Source organism: Streptomyces sp. MRC013, assembly GCF_023614235.1.
In the GTDB taxonomy this organism is placed as follows: Bacteria; Actinomycetota; Actinomycetes; order Streptomycetales; family Streptomycetaceae; genus Streptomyces.
Genome location: NZ_CP094264.1, coordinates 4,693,153 through 4,714,229 on the forward strand (window position 1 = coordinate 4,693,153; position 21,077 = coordinate 4,714,229).

20 protein-coding genes, 1 pseudogene and 1 riboswitch are annotated in these 21,077 nt (G+C 74.9%); of the genes and pseudogenes, 15 read left to right on the forward strand and 6 right to left on the reverse strand.

The annotated features are described in order from the left end of the window. The first annotated feature begins 141 nt into the window (after positions 1-141). Together LUW75_RS21355 and LUW75_RS21360 are read left to right on the forward strand one after the other, a co-directional pair. On the forward strand, positions 142-1,614 hold the full coding sequence (locus tag LUW75_RS21355; RefSeq protein WP_250337050.1) for an amino acid permease: 1,473 nt from the start codon (positions 142-144) through the stop codon (positions 1,612-1,614). A gap of 10 nt (positions 1,615-1,624) precedes the next feature. Next, on the forward strand, positions 1,625-2,080 hold the full coding sequence (locus LUW75_RS21360; RefSeq protein ID WP_023589679.1) for an Lrp/AsnC family transcriptional regulator: 456 nt from the start codon (positions 1,625-1,627) through the stop codon (positions 2,078-2,080). Positions 2,081-2,090: 10 nt separating this feature from the next. Here the strand turns inward: LUW75_RS21360 and LUW75_RS21365 are convergent, their stop codons facing one another. After that, a complete protein-coding gene (locus LUW75_RS21365; RefSeq protein ID WP_250337051.1) occupies positions 2,091-2,705 on the reverse strand; it encodes a Repetin in 615 nt (204 codons plus the stop codon). A gap of 287 nt (positions 2,706-2,992) precedes the next feature. On the opposite strand from LUW75_RS21365, the gene LUW75_RS21370 reads away from it, so the two are divergent. Beyond that, complete coding sequence (locus LUW75_RS21370; protein WP_250337052.1) at positions 2,993-3,790, forward strand: carbon-nitrogen hydrolase family protein; 798 nt, start codon at positions 2,993-2,995, stop codon at positions 3,788-3,790. Positions 3,791-3,873: 83 nt separating this feature from the next. Further along, a complete protein-coding gene (locus tag LUW75_RS21375; protein WP_250337053.1) occupies positions 3,874-5,565 on the forward strand; it encodes a flavin monoamine oxidase family protein in 1,692 nt (563 codons plus the stop codon). 74 nt (positions 5,566-5,639) lie between these two features. Here LUW75_RS21375 and LUW75_RS21380 read toward each other — a convergent pair whose 3' ends face one another. The 3 genes from LUW75_RS21380 to LUW75_RS21395 form a co-directional block, all read right to left on the reverse strand. Then, complete coding sequence (locus LUW75_RS21380; RefSeq protein WP_250337054.1) at positions 5,640-6,839, reverse strand: MFS transporter; 1,200 nt, start codon at positions 6,837-6,839, stop codon at positions 5,640-5,642. Positions 6,840-7,168: 329 nt separating this feature from the next. After that, a complete protein-coding gene (locus LUW75_RS21390) occupies positions 7,169-7,921 on the reverse strand; it encodes an SDR family oxidoreductase (protein WP_250337055.1) in 753 nt (250 codons plus the stop codon). 38 nt (positions 7,922-7,959) lie between these two features. Continuing rightward, positions 7,960-8,874, reverse strand: coding sequence for an RNA polymerase sigma-70 factor (locus tag LUW75_RS21395; protein ID WP_250337056.1), 915 nt, complete (start codon positions 8,872-8,874; stop codon positions 7,960-7,962). 276 nt (positions 8,875-9,150) lie between these two features. Continuing rightward, positions 9,151-9,281: riboswitch (FMN riboswitch) on the forward strand. Between the two features lie 158 nt (positions 9,282-9,439). Between LUW75_RS21395 and ribD the strand changes: the two genes are divergently transcribed. From ribD to LUW75_RS21445, 11 genes and pseudogenes are all read left to right on the forward strand, one after another. Beyond that, on the forward strand, positions 9,440-10,546 hold the full coding sequence (gene ribD, locus LUW75_RS21400) for a bifunctional diaminohydroxyphosphoribosylaminopyrimidine deaminase/5-amino-6-(5-phosphoribosylamino)uracil reductase RibD (protein ID WP_250337057.1): 1,107 nt from the start codon (positions 9,440-9,442) through the stop codon (positions 10,544-10,546). Beyond that, the gene (locus LUW75_RS21405) at positions 10,547-11,149 is read left to right on the forward strand and encodes a riboflavin synthase (protein WP_250337058.1); all 603 of its coding nucleotides are present in this window, start codon (positions 10,547-10,549) and stop codon (positions 11,147-11,149) included. It begins immediately after the preceding gene. After that, positions 11,146-11,796: a nicotinamide mononucleotide transporter family protein gene (locus LUW75_RS21410; protein WP_250337059.1), complete on the forward strand. Its 651-nt coding sequence runs from the start codon at positions 11,146-11,148 to the stop codon at positions 11,794-11,796. The genes LUW75_RS21405 and LUW75_RS21410 overlap by 4 nt, the downstream gene beginning before the upstream one ends. After that, positions 11,793-12,047, forward strand: a pseudogene (locus LUW75_RS25025) (3,4-dihydroxy-2-butanone-4-phosphate synthase); the annotation flags it as partial. The gene LUW75_RS21410 and the pseudogene LUW75_RS25025, both read left to right, overlap by 4 nt. Positions 12,048-12,171: 124 nt before the next feature. Continuing rightward, on the forward strand, positions 12,172-13,146 hold the full coding sequence (gene ribA / locus LUW75_RS21415) for a GTP cyclohydrolase II (RefSeq protein ID WP_462933804.1): 975 nt from the start codon (positions 12,172-12,174) through the stop codon (positions 13,144-13,146). Between the two features lie 48 nt (positions 13,147-13,194). Next, a complete protein-coding gene (gene ribH / locus LUW75_RS21420) occupies positions 13,195-13,641 on the forward strand; it encodes a 6,7-dimethyl-8-ribityllumazine synthase (RefSeq protein ID WP_250337060.1) in 447 nt (148 codons plus the stop codon). Between the two features lie 34 nt (positions 13,642-13,675). Continuing rightward, positions 13,676-13,948: a phosphoribosyl-ATP diphosphatase gene (locus LUW75_RS21425; RefSeq protein ID WP_250337061.1), complete on the forward strand. Its 273-nt coding sequence runs from the start codon at positions 13,676-13,678 to the stop codon at positions 13,946-13,948. A 49-nt stretch (positions 13,949-13,997) separates the two neighbouring features. Beyond that, complete coding sequence (hisG, locus tag LUW75_RS21430; protein WP_250337062.1) at positions 13,998-14,846, forward strand: ATP phosphoribosyltransferase; 849 nt, start codon at positions 13,998-14,000, stop codon at positions 14,844-14,846. 21 nt (positions 14,847-14,867) lie between these two features. Next, positions 14,868-15,326, forward strand: coding sequence for a PH domain-containing protein (locus tag LUW75_RS21435; protein ID WP_250337063.1), 459 nt, complete (start codon positions 14,868-14,870; stop codon positions 15,324-15,326). Positions 15,327-15,533: 207 nt separating this feature from the next. Beyond that, positions 15,534-16,865 (forward strand): hemolysin family protein, encoded by a 1,332-nt coding sequence (locus LUW75_RS21440; RefSeq protein ID WP_250337064.1) that lies wholly within the window; start codon positions 15,534-15,536, stop codon positions 16,863-16,865. Then, on the forward strand, positions 16,862-17,935 hold the full coding sequence (locus LUW75_RS21445; RefSeq protein WP_250337065.1) for a hemolysin family protein: 1,074 nt from the start codon (positions 16,862-16,864) through the stop codon (positions 17,933-17,935). The genes LUW75_RS21440 and LUW75_RS21445 overlap by 4 nt, the downstream gene beginning before the upstream one ends. Before the next feature lie 14 nt (positions 17,936-17,949). Here LUW75_RS21445 and LUW75_RS21450 read toward each other — a convergent pair whose 3' ends face one another. After that, entirely contained in the window at positions 17,950-19,908 is a 1,959-nt protein-coding gene (locus LUW75_RS21450; RefSeq protein WP_250337066.1) for an AAA family ATPase, read from the reverse strand. 403 nt (positions 19,909-20,311) lie between these two features. Further along, positions 20,312-20,950: a uridine kinase family protein gene (locus LUW75_RS21455; RefSeq protein WP_250337067.1), complete on the reverse strand. Its 639-nt coding sequence runs from the start codon at positions 20,948-20,950 to the stop codon at positions 20,312-20,314. Positions 20,951-21,077 lie beyond the last annotated feature (127 nt).

Genomic DNA, 21,077 nt, shown 5'->3' on the forward strand with positions numbered 1-21,077 from the left:
AGGCTCGGGGCCCGTACCTGGAGTGGCGGTGTCCGCCGGCTCGGCGGTTCCCCCTTCCACGGGTTCCCCGTGGGCTTCCTCCCGCCCGCACCGCCGCCGACCCCGCCCCACCCCTACCGCAGCGACGAAGGAGCCCCCGCAGTGCTCGACCAAGGCGTAGCCCCGCCGGCTACCGGGACCCCCGCCCCGAAGGCCGCCGGAACCTTCGCGTTCTCCGCGCTCGGCCGCCGCAAGCCGGTGGAAGTGCTGGTCGCAGAGGGTGGGCAGGGTGAGGGCGGCTCGCTCCGCCGCTCGCTGTCCATGTGGCAGCTGACCATGATCAGTATCGGTGCCACGCTCGGCACGGGCATCTTCGTCGTCCTGGGCGAGGCCGTCCCCGAGGCCGGCCCGGCCGTCACCCTCGCGTTCGTCTTCGCGGGCCTGACGGCGCTCTTCTCGGCGCTCTCCTACGCCGAGCTGGCCGGCACCATCCCCGTCGCGGGCTCCTCCTACTCGTATGCGTACGCAACGATGGGCGAACTCGTCGCCTGGGTGTGCGGCTGGTGCCTGCTCCTGGAGTACGGCGTGTCCGTCGCCGCCGTGGCGGTCGGCTGGGGCGACTACCTCAACGAGCTCCTCAACGGCACGATCGGCGTCACCCTCCCCGAGGCGCTCACCGCGCCCCCCGGCGACGGAGGCGTGTTCAACCTGCCCGCGCTGGTCGTCGTCGTCCTCGCGATGCTGTTCCTGCTGGGCGGCGCCAAGGAGTCCGCCCGCGCCAACGCGATCATGGTCGTGGTGAAGATCGGCGCGCTGGTCCTCTTCTGCGCCATCGGCTTCACGGGCTTCAAGTCCGGCAACTACTCCGACTTCATGCCGCTCGGCGTGTCCAGCGTCGGCGCGGCCGGTGCCATCCTCTTCTTCTCGTACATCGGCTTCGACGCCGCCTCCACGGCCGGCGAGGAGGCCAAGGACCCCAAGCGCGACCTGCCCCGCGCGATCATGCTGTCGCTGGTGGTCGTCACCGCGCTGTACGTCCTCGTCGCGGCCGTCGCCGTGGGCGCCTGGGACTGGAAGAAGTTCGAGGGCTCCGAGGCGTCGCTCGCCGCGATCATGAACGATGTCACCGGCCAGAGCTTCTGGGGCACCCTGCTCGCCGCCGGCGCGGTCGTCTCCATCGCCAGCGTCGTCCTCACCGTGCTCTACGGCCAGACCCGCATCCTCTTCGCGATGTCCCGCGACGGCCTCGTGCCGAAGGTCTTCGCCAAGGTCGACCCGAAGAGCGGCACGCCCCGCGCCAACACCCTGCTCGTCTCGCTGTTCTGCGGCGTCCTCGCCGCCGCCGTCCCGCTCGGCGAGCTGGTCAACGCCACCAGCATCGGCACGCTGTTCGCCTTCGCGCTGGTCAACGTCGCCGTCGTGGTGCTGCGCGCCAGGCGCCCGGAGCTGGAGCGCAGCTTCAAGGTGCCGTTCGGCCCGCTCTTCCCGGCCCTCGGGTTCGTGTGCTGCGCCTACAGCATGTACAGCCTCGACATGATCACCTGGGTGGTGTTCGGTCTCTGGATGGCCGCCGGCCTCGTGTTCTACTTCCTGTACGGCATGCGCCGCTCCCGCCTGGCCACCGCAGGGAAGTGAACCACCCCCCGTGCGACTGAACGACCTCGACGAACGCATCGTCCACGCCCTCGCCGAAGACGCCCGCCGCAGCTACGCCGACATCGGCTCGCTGGTCGGGCTGTCCGCTCCGGCCGTGAAGCGGCGCGTGGACCGGCTCCGGGCCGAGGGCGCCATCACCGGCTTCACCGTCCGGGTGGACCCGGCGGCGCTCGGCTGGGAGACCGAGGGGTTCATCGAGATCTACGCACGGGGCAACACCTCGCCCGAGACCATCCAGCGCGGTCTCGAGCGCTACCCGGAGATCGCGTCCGCCTCCACCGTGACCGGCGAGGCGGACGCGATCGTCCAGGTCTTCGCCTCCGACATGCGCCACTTCGAGCGCGTGCTGGAGCGCATCGCGGGCGAGCCGTTCGTGGAGCGCACCAAGTCGGTGCTGGTGCTCTCCCCGCTCCTGCGGCGGTTCTCCTCGGGCTCGCCCGCCTGACCGGCGCGGGCTACTCGTAGACGGGCCGCCACGGCAGGACGCGGAAGTCCCCGGTCCGCCCGTCGACCTTCTCGAAGGGCGCCGAGCTGGTGCAGAGCGGCACGTCCCCCTGCTGCGGGTCCTGCGTCACCCAGCTGTAGCCGAGCCGGTCCTGCCGGCCCGCGTCGTGGACGGTGATCCCGACCCGCCGGCCCCGCGGCCAGCGGTCGCTCTCCTCCACGACGCCGGTCACCACCGCCACCTTGCCGCCCGTGACCAGGCAGTCCACCCGGGCCCGCGCCCAGCCGGACGTACCGTCCGGGAAGACGTGCCGGAGCCGGAACGTCCCGGTCGCCGCGGTCGGGTCCATCAGGTCCTCGGCCAGGTGGGCGTCGAAGGCGAAGTCGATGTCGTGGCCGGGCCGGTACAGCTTCGCCGTCCCGGTGAGTGCCGCAGCCTCCCGCGCGGCGCCCCGCTCCCGCGCGGCACCCTCCACGGCGGCCGCGTGCCGCGCGGACGCCTCCGGACGCCCGGCGGCCGCCCCTACCGAATCCGCTTCCGCCGCCCCCGCCGGGCCCGCTCCCACCGCTCCGGCGGTGAGCAGCAGCACGGCACCGAGCACGGCGATCCTCGTACGACGTTCCATGGTGGTCGTTCCCTCCCAGCGGAAAACCTCTGACCGGACGCCCACCACTCTCCCGGGAGGGCCGCCCCGGCACATCGCGCCGCGGTCGCGTCCCGCCTCCCCCCGCGCGGCGGGGGCGCCCCTCCACCCCGGGGCGGAGGGGCGCGCAACGAATCACCGCCGGCCCCGGCGAGCACGCAACGCTTCGACGGTCGGTCCGCAACGGTCACGCCTTGTCCGGGAAGAAGTCCGGACCGTACCTTTTTTGCATCCCCCTCCTCCCCTCCGCACCCCGACGAGGTCCGCCCATGCCGCCGCTGCGCACCGCCCTGCTCCAGAGCTCCGGACGGCTCGGCGACGCGGCCGCCAACCTGAAGTCCCTCGACGAGGCCGCCGCCCGCGCGGCGGCCGGCGGTGCGGGGCTGCTGGTCGCCCCCGAGCTGTTCCTCACCGGGTACGCGATCGGCGAGGACGTCGCCCGGCTGGCCGAACCCGCCGACGGCCCCTCCGCCCGCGAGGCCGCCGCCATCGCCGCACGCCACGGCCTGGCCGTCGCCTACGGCTACCCGGAGCGCGACGGCGACGCGGTGTACAACTCCGCGCTGCTCGTCGGCGCCGACGGCACGCTCCTGGCCAACTACCGCAAGACCCACCTGTACGGCGGCTTCGAGCAGGAGTGGTTCGTCCCCGGAGACCAGCCGGTCGTCCAGGCCGAGGTCGGCGGCGTCCGGGTCGGCCTGATGATCTGCTACGACGTGGAGTTCCCGGAGAACGTCCGGGCGCACGCCCTGGCCGGTACGGACCTCCTCCTCGTCCCGACCGCGCTGATGCACCCGGCCGAGATCGTCGCCGAGTCCGTCGTGCCGGTCCGCGCCTTCGAGAACCAGATGTACATCGCGTACGCCAACCGGACCGGCCCCGAGGGCGAGTTCGAGTTCGTCGGCCTGTCCGCGCTCGCGGGCCCCGACGGCACCGCCCGGGCCCGGGCCGGCCGCGGCGAGGAGCTGGTCGCCGGCGACGCCGACCCCGAGCTGCTGCGGCGCTCGCGGGACGAGAACCCGTACCTCCGGGACCGCCGCCCCGCCCTCTACCAGGGCCTGGTCTGACCCCGTCCGACCGCCCCCGACCCGCGCCGCCCGGCCCCGCGCCCGGCGCCCTCTTCTCCACCCGTGCAAGGAGTCCGTACCCCATGACGTCCACGGTGCCCACCGCGATCCAGCACACCGACGCCCAGCCGCCGATCACCATGTTCGGTCCGGACTTCCCGTACGCGTACGACGACTTCCTGGCCCACCCGGCCGGCCTCGGCCAGGTGCCCGCCACCGAGCACGGCACCGAGGTCGCCGTCATCGGCGGCGGCCTGTCCGGCATCGTCGCCGCGTACGAGCTGATGAAGATGGGCCTCAAGCCCGTCGTGTACGAGGCCGACCGGATCGGCGGCCGGCTGCGCACCGTCGGCTTCGAGGGGTGCGACCCGGAGCTCAACTGCGAGCTGGGCGCGATGCGCTTCCCGCCGTCCTCCACGGCCCTGCAGCACTACATCGACCTGGTGGGCCTGGAGACCCGGCCGTTCCCGAACCCGCTCGCCGAGGCGACCCCGTCCACCGTCGTGGACCTCAAGGGCGAGACGCACTACGCGGAGACCGTCGACGACCTGCCGCAGGTGTACCGGGACGTCGCCGAGGCGTGGAACAGGTGCCTGGAGGAGGGCGCGGACTTCTCCGACATGAACCGCGCCATGCGCGAGCGGGACGTGCCGCGCATCCGCGAGATCTGGGCGAAGCTCGTCGAAAAGCTCGACAACCAGACCTTCTACGGCTTCCTGTGCGAGTCCGAGGCGTTCAGGTCGTTCCGCCACCGGGAGATCTTCGGCCAGGTCGGCTTCGGCACCGGCGGCTGGGACACCGACTTCCCCAACTCCATCCTGGAGATCCTCCGCGTCGTCTACACCGAGGCGGACGACTTCCACCGGGGCATCGTCGGCGGCAGCCAGCAGCTTCCGCTGCGGCTGTGGGAGCGCGAGCCGCAGAAGATCGTCCACTGGCCGCTCGGCACCTCGCTGAAGTCCCTGCACGGCGGCGAGACCAGGCCGGCCGTGACCCGGCTGCACCGCACCGACGGCAACCGGATCACGGTCACCGACGCGAACGGCGACATCCGCACGTACCGCGCGGCGATCTTCACCGCCCAGTCGTGGATGCTGCTGTCGAAGATCGACTGCGATGAATCGCTCTTCCCGATCGACCACTGGACGGCGATCGAGCGCACCCACTACATGGAGTCCTCGAAGCTGTTCGTCCCGGTCGACCGGCCGTTCTGGCTGGACAAGGACGAGGAGACGGGTCGGGACGTCATGTCGATGACGCTCACCGACCGGATGACCCGCGGCACGTACCTGCTGGACAACGGCCCGGACAAGCCGGCCGTCATCTGCCTCTCCTACACCTGGTGCGACGACAGCCTGAAGTGGCTGCCGCTGTCCGCGAACGAGCGGATGGAGGTCATGCTGAAGTCGCTCGGCGAGATCTACCCGAAGGTCGACATCCGGAAGCACATCATCGGCAACCCGGTGACCGTCTCCTGGGAGAACGAGCCCTACTTCATGGGCGCGTTCAAGGCCAACCTGCCGGGCCACTACCGCTACCAGCGCCGCCTGTACACCCACTTCATGCAGGACCGGCTCCCCGAGGACAAGCGCGGCGTCTTCCTCGCCGGCGACGACATCTCATGGACGGCCGGCTGGGCCGAGGGCGCCGTGCAGACCGCGCTCAACGCCGTGTGGGGCGTCATGCACCACCTGGGCGGCGGGACCGACCCGTCCAACCCGGGCCCGGGCGACGTCTACGACGAGATCGCCCCGGTGGAGCTGCCGGAGGACTGACGCCGGCCGCCGTCACGGCGCCGGGCCCGGACCTCCTTCCGCAGGGGGCCGGGCCCGGCGCCGTGACGGGGAGGTCAGGCGCCCCGGCCGCCGTCCGCCGCGCCCCCACCGCCGCCGGTACGGCCCCGGCGGCCCGGCCTGAGCACCCCGGCCCCGGCCACCAGCCCGAACGCCAGAACCGCCACCACCGCGAACGACGCGGTCAGCGAGGTCAGGCCGGCCAGCCCGCCGATCAGTGACGGGGCGACCAGCCCGGAGGTGTACGTGATCGTGGCGACCCCCGCGATGGCCTGGCTCGGGTTCGGGCCGCTGCGGCCCGCCGCCGCGAAGGCCAGCGGCACGACGACGGCCACGCCCACCCCGAGGAGGGCGAAACCGGCCATGGCGACCGCCGGGTGCGGCGCGAGGACCACCAGCACGCCGCCCGCCGTCGCCGCGAGGCCTCCGGTCCGTACCGTGCGGACCGCCCCGAACCGGTCGACGACCCGGTCGCCGACCAGCCGCGCCGCCGCCATGGTCAGCGCGAACGCCGTCGTGGACGCCGCCGCGACACCCGGCGGCGAACCGAGCTCCTCCTTCAGGTAGACCGCCGACCAGTCGAGGCTGGCACCCTCGGCGAACACGCCGCAGAAACCGATCGCCCCGATGGCCAGCGCCGAGCGCGGCGGCAGCGCGAACCGGGGCGGCGGCTCCTCGTCCGGCGCGCCGCGCAGGTCCGGCACGCCCTGGCAGAACACCACCCCCAGCACCGTCAGCACGGCCGCCGCCAGCAGGTGGTGGACGCGCGCGTCGCTGCCCAGGTGCGCGGCGAACGTCCCGGCGGCCGAGCCGATCAGGGCGCCGGTGCTCCACATGCCGTGCAGGCCCGACATGACGGAGCGGCCGAGCCGGTTCTCCACCTCGACGCCCAGCGCGTTCATCGCCACGTCGGACATGCCGGAGGTCGCCCCGTACACGAACAGCGCGGCGCACAGCCCGTAGAGGTCCGGTGCCAGCGACGGCAGCGTCAGCGACAGCGTCCACAGGGCGAGCAGCACGCGCAGCGCCGCCCGCGACCCGAGGCGGTGGCTGACCGCGCCCGCCAGCGGCATCGCCAGCGACGCGCCGAGCGCGGGGAAGGCGAGGGCGAGGCCGAGTTGCCCCGGGCTCACCCCGGCGTGCTCCTGGATCCAGGGGATGCGGGTGGCGAAGTTGCCGGTGACCGTGCCGTGCACGCAGAACACGGCGGTCACGGCGTACCGCGCCCGCTCGACCCTGTCCCTGCCGTACGGCACCGGAGCCTCCCCGGTCGCTCGACTCCCGGCGCCCGGACCCCCGTCCGGCGCCGCCGCGCGCAAATTACCAGGACCCCCCGGGGACGGGATGCGGAAGGACCCGCGGCACGCCCTCCGCGCCCGGCCCCCGCTCCGCGCCCCGCGCCCGCGCCGGGAGGGCCCGGCGGTGGGGAGCCGGGGAGGCCGGCCGGCCCGTCCCGGCCCACGGCCGCCGGCCCGGTCGAGCGGCTCCAGGGGTACGGGCCCGGTCCGGGCCGCGGGGGAGTCCCGGCGCCGCGCCGTACGGGGCGGGGCCGGCCGCGCCCGCCCGGCCCCGCCCCGCGGCCCGTCTACGCCCGCGCGCCCCGCGTGAAGCGCCGTTCCAGGTGGTCCTCGAACGTGCCCGTCCCGACCGCCCGGTCCGGCGCCAGATGCCCGCCCGCGCGGAACGCCCGGTACGTCCTGCCCGCCAGCGGCACCGGCACCACCCGGCGCCGCCGCCCGGCGGCCCGCAGGTACGCCCGAGCCAGGTCCTCGAACGTCCGCACCTCGGGCCCGCCCATGTCCGCGACGCGCCCGGCCGGCTCCGCCAGGGCCAGGCCGGTCAGGCGCGCCGCCACCTCGCGGACCTCGACCGGCTGATCGCGGACGCCCGCGGGGACGGGCAGCACCGGCAGCCGGGCGGAACCCTCCAGCAGGCGCAGCACCAGGTCGTGGAACTGCGTCGTCCGCAGGACCGTCCAGCCGAGGCCGGACCGCTCGATCAGCCCCTCCACGGCCAGCTTCGTCCGGTAGTAGCCGAGCGGTACCCGGTCGACGCCGACGATGGAGATGTAGACGAGGTGGGAGACGCCCGCCCGCCGCGCCGCGCCGACCAGGCGGCCGGCCGCCCGCTCGTCGCCGCCGGTCGGCGTGCTGGCGCAGTGCACCACCGTCCCGGCGCCCGCCAGCGCCTCGTCCAGGCCCCCGCCGTCGCGCAGGTCGACCGCGTACGGCGCGGAACGGCGGCTCACCACCCGCACCTCGTGCCCCTCCTCGCGCAGCCGCCGCGTGACATGCCGCCCGAGCGTTCCCGTACCGCCCGTCACCACGATCGTGCCCATGGTCCTGTCCGTCCTTCCGTAGCCGGTGCCTCCACCGGTTACGAACCGGCGGGCCCCCGCGGATGTGACAGCCGGCGCGCGACGAAGGCGAGCTTGTCCGGGGCGGCCACGTTGTGCACGACCGCGACGGCCCCGTCGCGCACCACGAACGAGGCGACGGTCAGCAGGGCGGGACCCGACCACGCCACCAGCGCGGGCGCGCCGTTGAGCTCCGCGCACGCCAGGCTCAGCCCGTCCGCGTAGCGCGGCAGCAGCCCGGCGAGGAACCGCAGCACCCTCCCGCGCCCCTCGACCGGCCGCCGCGCCGCCGGTACGGCGCCCCCGCCGTCGCTGATCCAGACGACGTCCGCGGCGAGCGTCCGCTCCAGCGACGCCAGGTCGCCGTCGCGCGCCGCGGCGACGAACGACTCGACCAGCTCCCGGTGGCGCCGCCCGTCCGGCTCGGAGAACCGGGGCTCGGCCGCGGCCACGCGCGCGGCGGCCCTGCGGTGGAGCTGGCGGCTGTTGGCCTCGCCGACGCCGAGGACCCCGGCGATCTCGCGGTGGCTGTACGCGAACGCCTCGCGCAGCACGTAGACGGCCCGCTCGGTCGGCGTCAGCCGCTCCAGCAGCACCAGCAGCGCCGTCGACACGGTGTCGCGCCGCTCGGCCGCCTCCAGCGGGTCCAGCACGCCGTCCGCGGTGACCACCGGCTCCGGCAGCCAGGGGCCCGGGTACTCCTCGCGCCGGGCGCGCGCCGAGGCGAGCCGGTTGAGGCACAGGTTGGTGACCACCTTCGCCAGCCAGGCCCCCGGCCGGTCGACGCGGTCCCGGTCGGCGCGGCTCCACCGCAGGTAGGCGTCCTGCACCACGTCCTCGGCCTCCGCCGCGGAGCCCAGCATGCGGTAGGCGAGGCCGAACAAGCGCGGCCGGTGGCTCTCGAACTCCTCGGCGCTTCCCGTCGCGACACCCATGATCACAGCCTGGCACACGGGCGGGGGCCCCGGCGGTGGGTCCGGCGCCCCTCCGCGCCACCGGACCCCGCCCCACCCGCTCGGCGCGCGGGCAGCGCCCGGGCCCCGCCGCACGCCCGCCGCACGCCTCGCACGGCACGCGGAGGGGCGGCGCGGACACCGGGCCCCCGCACCGGCGCCCGGGGCGATGCGGCCCCGCCCGTGCTGTGAGTCACTCCACAGGGATCACCCGCATGGGCGGTACGCGGCCGTGGCAGACTGGCCCTGTATCAGCAGCAGCGCACTCCGGGGTCGGTGCAATTCCGAACCGGCGGTTACAGTCCGCGACCCGGCCGCCTCCAGCGGTCGGTTGACCAGGTGAAACTCCTGGACCGACGGTGAAAGTCCGGATGGGAGGCAGTGCGCGGCGGGCGACCCCGCAGGGGCGTGCCGTCGTCTGCCGGCAGCCGGGTCACCCGGAGGCCGGCCGGCGTGCGGAGGCGCGCACCCGCGCGAGGTTCCGTACCCGCTCCCTGCCGCCGCCGGCAGGCCCCGGAGTCCGTGCCCGACGAGGCAGGAGGACCCGGTGGCCACAGCGGCCGACACGACCGCCATGCGCCGAGCCGTCGCGCTCGCGGCCCGCGGACTCGGCTCCACCAGCCCCAACCCGGTCGTCGGGTGCGTCGTCCTCGACGCCTCCGGCCACGAGGTGGGCGCCGGGTACCACGAGCGCGCCGGCGGCCCCCACGCCGAGGTCCGCGCCCTGCGCGAGGCGGGCGTGCTGGCCCGCGGCGGCACCGCCTACGTCACCCTGGAACCCTGCAACCACACGGGTCGCACCGGTCCCTGCGCCCGGGCGCTGATCGAAGCCGGGATCGCCCGCGTCGTCTACGCCGTCGCCGACCCGGACCCGCGGGCCCGGGGCGGCGCCGACACCCTCCGCGCGGCCGGCGTCGAGGTCGAGGGCGGCCTCCTCGCCGACGAGGCCGAGGCCGGCAACGCCGCCTGGCTCACCTCCGTGCGCCTCGCCCGGCCCCACGTCCGCTGGAAGTACGCCGCCACCCTCGACGGCCGGGTCGCGGCCGCCGACGGCACCAGCCGCTGGATCACCTCCCCCGAGGCCCGCGCCGACGTCCACCGGCTGCGCGCCGAGGCGGACGCCGTCGTCGTCGGCTCCGGCACCGCCCGCGCCGACGACCCGCACCTCGCCGCACGCGGCGTCGACGGCGCCGTCCAGCCGCTGAGGGTCGTCGTCGACACGGAGGCCGCCGCCGTCGCCCCGGGCGCCCGGATCCTCGACGACGCCGCGCCCACCCTGGTCGCCGTCGCCGAGGACGCCGCCGCCGGCCACCTCACCGGCGCCGACGTCGTACGCCTCCCCAGGGCCGCCTCCGGACGCGGCCTGGAGGTGCCCGCCCTGCTGGCCGCCCTGCACGAACGGGGCGTCCGCTCCGTGCTCCTCGAAGGCGGCCCCACCCTCGCGGGCGCCTTCGCCGCCGCGGGCGCCGTCGACGAGGTCGTCGGCTACCTCGCTCCGGTCCTCCTCGGCGCCGGCCCCGCCGCGCTCGGCGACGCCGGGGTCGCCACCCTCGCCGGCGCCCTGCGGTTGCACGTCACCGACGTCACCCGCATCGGCCCCGACCTGCGCGTCACCGCCCGCCCCGCCACCCTCCCCACCCCCAAGGAGCACTGAGTGTTCACCGGAATCGTCGAAGAACTGGGCGAGGTCACCGCCGTCGAGGCCCTCGCCGACGCCTCCCGCTTCCGCGTCCGCGGCCCCGTGGTCACCCGGGACGCGAAGCACGGCGACTCGATCGCCGTCAACGGCGTCTGCCTCACGGTCGTCGAGCGGGAGGGCGACGAGTTCACCGCCGACGTGATGGCCGAGACCCTCAAGCGCTCCGGTCTCGGCGCGCTCACCGTCGGTTCCCGGGTCAACCTGGAGCGGCCCATGGCCGCCGACGGCCGCTTCGGCGGGCACATCGTCCAGGGCCACGTCGACGGCACCGGCACCATCACCGAGCGCACCCCCTCCGACAACTGGGAGGTCGTCGAGATCTCCCTGCCGGCGGCACTCGCCCGCTACGTGGTGGAGAAGGGCTCCGTCACCGTCGACGGCGTCAGCCTCACCGTCGTCGAGGCGGGCGCCGAGCACTTCACCGTCAGCCTCATCCCCACCACGCTCGCCCTCACCACCCTCGGCCACAAGCAGCCCGGCGACCCCGTCAACCTGGAGGTCGACGTCATCGCCAAGTACGTCGAGCGCCTCCTCGGCGCCCGGGAGGCCACCCGATGAACGCCCTGACCTGGCTGGGCGAGGAGGCGTTCACCGCCTTCGGCCAGCACATCATCTGGTCCGACCTGCTCGGCAACACCATCGGCCTCGCCGCCCTCGCGCTCGGCTGGCGCCGCTCCGTCCTCACCTGGCCCGCCCAGCTGCTCTCCGGCCTCGTCCTCGTGGCCGCCTACGCCTCCGCCGAGCTCGCCGGCGGCGTCGGCAAGCAGCTGCTGGTCGTCGCCGTCGCCGTGTGGGGCTGGCGCCAGTGGCACCGCGGCCGCGGCCGGGACCGCGACGGCGCCATCGCCGTCCGCTTCGCGACCTGGCGGGAGCGCGGCCTGCTCCTGGCCGGCGCCGTCCTCGGCACCCTCGCCGTCGGCGGCCTGTTCACGCTGTACCCCTCGCTGTCGTGGAGCCCGTGGGCCGACGCGTACATCTTCGTCGGCACCCTCGTCGCGATGGTCGCCCAGGCCCGCGGCCTGGTCGAGTTCTGGTTCGCCTGGCTCCTCGTCGACATCGTCGGCGTCCCGCTCGCCTTCGGCGGCGGCCTCGCCTTCTCCGGGCTCGTCTACGTCGTCTACTTCGCCCTCGTGCTGTGGGGCATGCGCGACTGGTGGCTCCGCACGCGCACCCCGGCCCAGGCCCTGGAAGGAGCCCCGGCATGACCACCGCGCCCGGACTGTCCCCGTGGGACACCGCCGACCTCGCCCTCGACCCCGTCGAGCAGGCCGTCCGCGACATCGCCGCCGGTCGGCCCGTCGTGGTCGTCGACGACGAGGACCGCGAGAACGAGGGCGATCTCGTCGTCGCCGCCGAGAAGGCCACACCCGAGATCGTCGCCTTCATGATGAGCGAGTGCCGCGGCCTCGTCTGCGCGCCCATGGAGGGCGGGGAACTGGACCGGCTGGGCCTGCCGCAGATGGTCGTGGACAACACCGAGCCGATGCGGACGGCCTTCACCGTCTCGGTCGACGCGGCCCCCCGCCCACGGCGTCACCACCGGCATCTCCGCCGCCGACCGCGCCACCACCCTCCAGCTCCTGGCGAGCGGCACCGCCGAGCCGTCCGACCTCGTCCGCCCCGGCCACGTCTTCCCGCTGCGGGCCCGGCCCGGCGGCGTGCTGGCCCGCAACGGCCACACCGAGGCCGCCGTCGACCTGGCCCGCCTCGCCGGACTCCGCCCGGCCGGCGCCATCGTCGAGATCGCCGGCGAGGACGGCGTCATGCTCCGCCTCCCGGAGCTCGTCCCCTTCGCCCGCAAGCACGGCCTGACCATCATCTCCATCGAGGACCTGATCGCCTACCGCCGCGGCCTCGCGGCGCCCGCCCGGACCGGCACGGCGCCCGCCCGGACCGGCACGGCGCCCGCCCCCGCCCCGGCCCCGGCCGTGCGCCGCGAGGCCGAGGTGCGGCTCCCCACCGCCCACGGCGACTTCACCGCCTACGGCTACCGCTCCACCGCCGACGGCGTCGAGCACGTCGCCCTCGTCCACGGCGACCTCGGCGACGGCGAGGACGTCCTCGCCCGCGTCCACTCCGAGTGCCTGACCGGCGACGTCTTCCACTCCCTGCGCTGCGACTGCGGCCCGCAGCTGCGCGCCGCCATGGACCGCGTCACCGAGGCCGGCCGCGGCGTCGTCGTCTACCTGCGCGGCCACGAGGGGCGCGGCATCGGCCTGCTCTCCAAGCTGCGCGCGTACGAGCTCCAGGAGCGCGGCCGCGACACCCTCGACGCCAACCTGGAGCTCGGCCTGCCCGCCGACGCCCGCGACTACGCCGCCGGCGCGGAGATGCTCGCCGACCTCGGCGTCCGCAGCGTCCGGCTGATGACCAACAACCCCGAGAAGACCGCCGCCCTCGCCCGCCACGGACTCACCGTGACCGGCCGGGAACCCATGCCCGTCCAGGCCGGCGAGCACAACGTCCGGTACCTGCGCACCAAGCGCGACCGCATGGGCCACGACCTGCCCTGGCTCGACGGCCCGGCCGACGTGTCCCCCTGCTCCACCCAGTAGCACCACCATCCGGCAACCACCCGGCGATCGCACCACCCGAGGAGAAACGTGAGCGGCAAGGGCGCACCCGAACTGACCGTCAGGAACTGCGGCGACCTCCGTGTCGCCGTCATCGCCGCCCAGTGGCACGAGAGGGTCATGGACGGGCTGGTCGACGGCGCCCTGCGCGCCCTGGGCGAGCTGGGCATCGACGAGCCGACCCTCCTGCGCGTCCCCGGCAGCTTCGAACTGCCCGTCGTCGCCCTCGGCGTCGTCGTCCGTGGCGGGACGCCCCACTTCGACTATGTGTGCCAGGGTGTCACCCAGGGCCTCGTCCAGGTCTCCGTCGACACCGGGGTCCCCGTCGGCTTCGGCGTCCTCACCTGCGACGACGAGGAGCAGGCCCTCGACCGCGCCGGCCTGGACGGATCGAACGAGGACAAGGGCCGCGAGGCGGCCACCGCCGCCGTCGCCACCGCCATGACGCTGCGCACCGTCAGCGAACCCTGGCGCTGAACGGACGCGCCGGACCCCGTACCCTGAGGGCATCATGGCGAACAAAACCTTCGAAGACCTCTTCGCCGAGCTGGAGCTCAAGGCCAAGACCGGCGACCCCGCCACCTCCCGCACCGCCGAGCTGGTGGGCGAGGGCGTCCATGCCATCGGCAAGAAGATCGTCGAGGAGGCCGCCGAAGTGTGGATGGCCGCCGAGTACGAGGGCGAGGAGGCCGCCGCCGAGGAGATCTCGCAACTGCTGTACCACGTCCAGGTGATGATGGTCGCGCGCGGGATCTCCCTCGACGACGTCTACGCCCACCTCTGACCCGCCCGCCCCGCACGAAACCCACTCCGAAGCGAAGGAAGCCCGCCCCATGCTGCGCATCGCCGTCCCCAACAAGGGTTCACTGTCCGGACCTGCGTCGGCGATGCTCCATGAGGCCGGCTACAAGCAGCGCAAGGAGTCCAAGGAACTGGTCCTGGTCGACCCGGACAACGAGGTCGAGTTCTTCTACCTCCGCCCCCGGGACATCGCCATCTACGTGAGCTCCGGCAGGCTCGACCTCGGCATCACCGGCCGCGACCTGCTGCTGGACTCCGGCGCCAACGCCGAGGAGATCATGGAGCTCGGCTTCGCCCGCTCCACCTTCCGCTACGCCACGCGCCCCGGCACGGCGTCCGGGCCGGCCGACTTCCACGGCATGACGATCGCCACCTCGTACGAGGGCATCGTCGCCAAGCACCTCGCCGACCAGGGCGTCGACGCCTCCGTCGTCCACCTCGACGGCGCCGTCGAGACCGCCGTCCAGCTCGGCGTCGCCCAGGTCATCGCCGACGTGGTGGAGACCGGCACCTCGCTGCGCAACGCCGGCCTGGAGGTCGTCGGCGAGCCGATCCTCACCTCCGAGGCCGTGGTCGTCCGCCGCACCGGCGCCCCCGCCGACGACCCCGGGGTGCAGCGGTTCCTCCGCCGCCTCCAGGGCGTCCTCGTCGCCCGCAGCTACGTGATGATGGACTACGACTGCCGCGCCGAGCACCTGGAGCGGGCCGTCGCCCTCACCCCGGGCCTGGAGTCCCCGACCGTCTCGCCGCTGCACAACGAGGGCTGGGTCGCCGTCCGCGCCATGGTCCCCGCCGCGGACGCGCAGCGCGTCATGGACGACCTGTACGCCCTGGGTGCCCGGGCCATCCTCACCACTGAGATCCACGCCTGCCGCCTCTGAGCCGGAAGCAGAACGCCCGCCATGCCCGACGCGCCCAGCGAACCCCCCGCCCTCCCCGCCACCTTCCGGCCGCAGCGCACCCGCGCCGTGCTGCTCGCCGTCGGCGCGGTCATGTTCACGGTCATCACCGCGGTCGCCCTGACGCTGGAGCGGCTCCACCCGGGCGAGCGGATGAGCTTCGTCCTCACGGCCGCGCTCTTCTACGGCGTGCTGATCCTGCTGAGCCGCCCGAAGGTCGTGGCCGACGAGGACGGCGTCACCGTCGTCAACCTGACCCGCAGCCGCCGCCTGGCCTGGCCGGAGATCCTCCGCGTCAACCTGCGCGTCGGCGACCCGTGGGTCTTCCTGGACCTCAGCGACGGCACCAGCCTGCCGGTCCTCGGCATCCAGCCGGGCATCGGCAAGGCGCAGGCCATTCGCGACGCGCGGGCCCTGCGCGCCCTGGTCGAGGCCCGCGGCACGGGCTCCGAGCAGCACTGACGCCCCTCACCCCGGCCCGCGCCGCCGCCCGGCCCGGCCCGGCGTGGCTACTCTTGTCGCGGTGGCGCCCGGCGCGCCCCGCCCCGCACCGACGGCAGCGACCGGGCCGGCGGGGCACCTGCGACCCGAGGAGTGACTCCCCCCGGCAATGGACGGATCGTCCGGTAGTACCCCCGCCGCCCCCCGCGCACCCGAGGAGGCGGCGGCATGACCGTCCCCCTCCTGCTGCTCGGCGCGGCCCTCCTCCTGATCCTCGCCAACGGTTTCTTCGTCGCCGCCGAGTTCGGCCTGGTGACCGTGGAGCGGGCCGAAGCCGAACGCGCCGCCTCCGACGGCGACCGGCGCGCCCGCACGGTCGTCAGGGCCCTGCGGGAGCTGTCGTTCCAGCTCTCCGGCACGCAGCTCGGCATCACCCTCACCTCCCTCGTGGTGGGCATGCTCGCGCAGCCGGCACTGGCCCGGCTGCTGAGCGGCCCGCTCACCGCGGCCGGACTGCCCGGGGGCGCCGTGCCGGGGACCGCCGTGGGCGTCGGCATGCTCGCCGCCTCCGCCCTGCAGATGGTGGTCGGCGAGCTCGTCCCCAAGAACTGGGCGGTGTCCCGGCCGCTCCAGGTGGCACGGTTCGTCGCCGGCCCGCAGTACGCCTTCTCGGCGGCCCTGCGTCCCGTGATCGCGCTGCTGAACGCCGTCGCCAACCGGCTGGTGCGGCTCATGGGCGTGGAGCCCGCCGAGGAACTGGCCTCCGCCCGCACGCCCGGCGAGCTGGTCGCCCTCGTGCGGCACTCCGCCCGGGCCGGCGCCCTCGAGCAGGACACCGCCGACCTGTTCGTGCGGACCCTCTCCCTGGGCGGGCTCACCGCCCAGCACGTGATGACGCCCCGGGTGAAGGTCAGCGCCCTGCACGCCGACGCGACGGCCGCGGACGTCCTCAACCTCACGCGGGCGACGGGCCTGTCCCGCTTCCCCGTGTACCGGGACCGCATCGACGAGGTCGTCGGCACGGTCCACCTCAAGGACGCCCTCGCGGTCCCCGCGCCCGCGCGGCCGCGCACCCCGGTGGGCGGGATCGCCGTCCCGCCCCTCCTCGTCCCCGAGACGCTGCCCGCGCAGGCGCTGCTGGAGCGGCTCCGCAGCGAGCAGCCCATCGCCGTCGTCGTCGACGAGTACGGCGGCACGGCGGGCGTGGTCACCCTGGAGGACATCGTCGAGGAACTGGTCGGCGAGGTCCGCGACGAGCACGACGGGGCCGCGGGCGACGGGCCCGGGCTCACCGCCGTCGCCCCGGAGGACGGCCGGCCCGCCTGGGAGGCGGACGGCAGCTGCCGGGTCCACGAGCTGAAGCGGATGGGGCTGGAGGTCCCCGACGGCCCGTACGAGACCGTCGCCGGGCTCGTCGCCGACCTGCTGGGCCGCATCCCCGCCCCCGGGGACCGCGCCGAACTGCCCGGCTGGCGGCTCCTCGTCCGCCAGGTGGACCGCTACCGCGCCGAGCGCGTCCGGCTGGTCCGCACGGCCGACGTGGCGGAGGCCGCCCGGTGAGCGTGTTCCAGCTCCTCTTCGCGGCGCTGCTGGTCCTCGGGAACGGCTTCTTCGTCGGCGCCGAGTTCGCCCTCGTCTCCGTCCGACGCAGCCAGATCGAGCAGCTCGACTCCAAACGGGCCCGCACGGTCCTGTACGGGCTGGAGAACCTGCCGCAGATGATGGCCGCCGCGCAGTTCGGCATCACCGTCTGCTCGCTCACCCTCGGCGCGGTCGCGGAGCCGACCGTGGCACGGCTGCTGGAACCGGTGTTCCACGCCGTGCGCCTGTCCGAGGACCTGGTCCACCCGCTCGGCTACGTCATCGCCCTCGCCGTGGTCGTCTTCCTGCACCTGGTGGTGGGGGAGATGGTCCCGAAGAACCTGGCGATGGCCGCGCCCGAGCGGACCGCGCTGTGGCTGAGCCCGGCCCTGGTGGGTTTCGCCCGGCTGTGCCGCCCGGTCACCGCGGCGCTCGGCGCCTGCTCCGCCGCCGTGCTGCGGGCGTTCGGGGTGGAGCCGAAGGACGAGGTGGAGGCCGTCTTCACCAGCGAGCAGCTGAACCGCCTCGTCGAGGACGCCGGGCAGGCCGGCCTCCTGGCCCCGGCGGAGCGGGAGCGCCTGGAGGACGCCCTCGGACTGGGGACGCGCCCGGTGCGGGACGTCATGATCCCCGGTACGGCGGTGGTGACCGTCCCGCCGTCGGTCACCCCGGCCCAGCTGGAGGCCCTCACCGTGCGCACCGGGTACTCCCGGTTCCCGGTCCGCCCGGAGGGCGGCGGCGCGTTCCTGGGCTTCCTGCACGTCAAGGACGTCCTCGACCTGGAGGACCCGGAGCGGGCGGTGCCCCAGCACGTGTGGCGGCCCATGGCCACGCTGCGGGCCGAGCTGCCGCTGGACGACGCGCTGGCCGCGATGCGGCGGGCGGCGGCCCACCTGGCGCAGGTCGCGGACGCGTCGGGCCGGGTACTGGGCCTGGTCGCCCTGGAGGACGTGCTGGAGACGCTGGTGGGCGAGGTGCGGGACCCGGCGCACCGCGTCCGCGTCGTCGACCCGCGTCCCTCCCCGGAGGCGGACGCCCTGCCGGCGTAGCGGCGGCCGTGCGGTCAGTACGCCGGGGGCGGGAGGTCCTGGGGGCCGCGGCTGCTCGGGCCGCGGCCCGAGAGGACCTCCCCGTACGCCTGCATCAGGTCCGGCAGTCGCAGCGTCGCCAGGTCCTCCCGCGTCGGCGTCGCGGAGTACCCGGAGAGCCGCAGGTCGCGGTAGGCGCACGACTTCTCGTACAGGGTGCGCAGGAACCTGCCGTTGCCCAGCTCGTCGATCCAGCCCTGCTCCACGACGTGGCCGCTGATCGAGCGCAGTTCGTCGAGGGCCTCCTCGTCCCACACGTCGCCTTCGGCCGCCGCCAGCACCTTCCCGATCTCGGTGAGCTCCGAGGGCCGGTACGACGGGAAGTCGACCCGCGTCGTGAAGCGGGACGACAGCCCCGGGTTGGCGGCGAGCAGCCGGTCCATGCCCTCCGGGTAGCCGGCCAGGATCACCACGAGGTGGTCGCGGTTGTCCTCGGCGCGCTTCAGCAGGACCTGCAGCGCCTCGTCGCCGTACGCGTCGCCCTTGCTGTAGCCGGAGTTGGACAGCGAGTACGCCTCGTCCACGAAGAGGACGCCGCCCAGCGCGGAGTCGATCAGCTCGTTGGCCTTCACCGCCGTCTGGCCGAGGAACTCACCGACGAGGTCGGCGCGCTGGGCCTCCACGAGGTGGTCCCCGCCGAGCAGCCCCAGGGCGTAGAACACCCGGCCGAGGATGCGGGCGACGGTGGTCTTCCCCGTGCCGGAGGGACCGGAGAAGACGAAGTGACGCTTCGGCGGCTGTACGGGAAGCCCCTGGCCGGCTCGTAACCGGGCCATCTCCAGTTGCGCGGAGAGGGCTTTGACCTGACGTTTCACCGGGTCGAGGCCGACCATCCGCTCCAGCTCGGCGAGCGCCTCGGCCAGCAGCGCCGGGTCCGTCGGGTTCGCCGGGAACCGGGATGCCGCCGGCCGCCCCGGTGCGGCCCCGCCCGCCTTCTCCCGCGCGCCGCCGGGCGGCGCGGGCGCGGCGGGCGGCACCCGGCTCCCGGGCCGGCCCGGAACCTGGACCGGCCCCGGCTGCCGGGGGACGCCCGGGCCCGCGGCGTCCTGCTCCATCCCCGGGTCCAGCAGGTCCGTACCCGGCCCGCCGTCCGCCCCGCCGCCGGCCCCGGCGCCGCCGGCCAGCGACACCGCCGCGAGGCCCGCGGTCTCCTCGGGCGGCACGTCGAAGCCGTCGTACTCGGCGATGGCCGCGAGCCGCGCCGCCGTGTCCATGAACGCCGGGTCCACCCGGTGCACCGCCCGGTACAGGGGCAGCGCGGCGGCGGTGCGCCCGGTGCCCTCGTGCGCCCGGGCCAGCCAGTAGCGCAGCTCCTTGCGCTGGGGCTGCTCGCTGCGGCACCGCATCAGCGCCGCCGACAGCAGCGGCTCGGCCTGCCCGTACATCTCCAGCCGCACCCGTGCCATGCCGCCGAACAGCCCGGCCTCGATGCCCAGCAGCGGGTCGTCGACGAGGGGCTCGGTGTGCCGGACGAGCTGGTCCCAGTCCTTGACGAGGTACGCCCGGCAGGCGTGCAGGAACCGCACCTGCGGATCGGCGTCCACCGGCGGCAGCCCCGCCAGCGCCCGGTCGAGCTCGGGGACGTGCCGGCCGTCCAGCCAGTGGGAGGCGTGGGCGAGCAGCAGGTCCCGGGGGCTCTCCAGCACCGGCTGCACCCACCAGCCCAACCAGTACCAGGAGTTCAACGTCCGCCGGTGGCGCCGTCGCTGCTCGCCGAACCGCTCGCGGTGGTGGTACATCCGCAGCAGCGCGGTGGTCGTGTCGGCCCGCAGGGCGTGCAGCCCGAGCCAGGCGTCGGCCATGCCGGGGTCGGCCCGCACGGCGGCGCGGAACTCCTCCTCGGCCTGGGGGTACGCCCCCACGGTGTAGGCGTCGACGCCGCGCAGCCAGGCGAGGTCGGCCGGGGCCTGCGTGCCCTGCGTGCCGATGTCCATCGGGTCCCCCCACCACACGTGTCCCCGGAGCCGTCCCGCCGGGCGGACGCCCGCCGGAGGCCCTCGGAACGACCTCGTCGCGGACGGGCTTCGACCGCACCGGGGTGCATCGTACCCGCGTGCACGGCGCGCTACTAAGGGTGCGATCGGCGCCCGGGGCGTTCACGGGCGCGTCGACGTCGGTGACCGAGAGTGATCATCGGATGATCGATCCGCGGTCCGGGTGGGAGGTGAGGGCAGAACGAAGCCCCCGGTCACGGGGGAACAACCGGGGGCTTCGTGTCTGCGGCGACTCCTGAAAGCCGCACATGGAGAACGTAGACCTGCAAGGCCCCCGGGTCAAGCGAGGTCGAGACAGTCCGGCGATCGATTTCCGCCTCTTTCGCACACCCGCCACCAGAGGTCACGGTGTGTGAGGGGCCTGCTCCGCCCCGGCGGCCGGCCGGGGTCCCGGCAGCCACAGGTAACCCTCCCGGCACTCGCGTACCAGGACGTCCGCGAACGGCAGGGACGGGTCACGGGCGAAATGGCGGGTCTCCGCCACCGTCCACCCGTCCCAGAAAGCGGACTGCGCGGGCCCGTCGCGGTGCCGCCCCCGCCGCCAGGACTCCTCGGGGGCGCGCTCCATCCACAGCAGCCGCGCCAGGTGGGGCCGGAGCGCGCGGCGCCCGGCGCCCACGCCCTCGACCAGGACGACCGGAGCGGGCGGCAGCCGCCGAGCCGGCCCGAACCGGCGGGCGTTCCAGTCGTACGGGCGGTACTCCGCCGCCTCGCCGCGCGCGAACCGGTCGAGGACCTGGGCGCGCAGGCGGCCCGTCCACGCGAACGGCTCGTCGTGCGTGGCGAGGTCGTCGAGGTGGAGGACCGGGGCTCCGCCGAGGGCGTCCGCGAGCCGTCCGGCGAACGTCGACTTGCCGGACCCCGCGTGCCCGTCCACGGCGACGAGCCGCACCGGCCCGCAGGACGGCGGCAGGGCGCGCAACCCGGCGGCGAGCGCCCCGAGGCCGGCGCGACCGGCGCGGTCGGGAACGGCTTCGGGCATGCCGCCACCCTACCGACGCGCCCCGCCGCCCCTCGTCCCGCCCGCCCCTGCCATTGCCTTGCCGCCTTGCCGCCTTGCCGCCTGCCCCGGCGTTCCGCCGTCCCGCCACCGCCTGCCCTGCCGCCCC